The sequence below is a fragment of the Agrobacterium sp. a22-2 genome (assembly GCF_012276985.1).
Classification (GTDB): domain Bacteria; phylum Pseudomonadota; class Alphaproteobacteria; order Rhizobiales; family Rhizobiaceae; genus Allorhizobium.
In genome coordinates, this window is record NZ_JAAXMM010000129.1 from 1 (window position 1) to 381 (window position 381).

General features: G+C 55.1%; 1 protein-coding gene. It reads left to right on the forward strand.

All coding sequences use genetic code 11. From position 1 onward, the window contains the following. Positions 1-381, forward strand: a 381-nt coding sequence (locus HFC70_RS26720; protein WP_168476325.1) for an isochorismatase family protein, incomplete at both ends; no start/stop codon positions are given.

Below are 381 nucleotides of genomic sequence, written 5' to 3' on the forward strand. Positions count from 1 at the left end.
ATATTGCTCGTCCCGGCAATATCAATGCCTGGGATAATGAAGATTTCGTCAAGGCGGTAAAGGCCACGGGCAAGAAACAACTGATCATCGCCGGCGTGGTGACCGAGGTTTGCGTGGCGTTTCCTGCGCTCTCTGCGCTGGAAGAGGGGTATGAGGTTTTCGTCATCACCGACGCATCCGGCACGTTCAATGCGATTACGCGCGATGCGGCTTGGGATCGCATGTCCCAGGCCGGCGCGCAGCTGATGAGTTGGTTTGGCGCGGCGTGCGAATTGCACCGCGATTGGCGAAATGATATCGAAGGGTTGGGGAACCTGTTCTCTCAACATATTCCTGACTATCGCAATCTGATGACCAGCTTCAGTTTGCTGACCTCAGGTA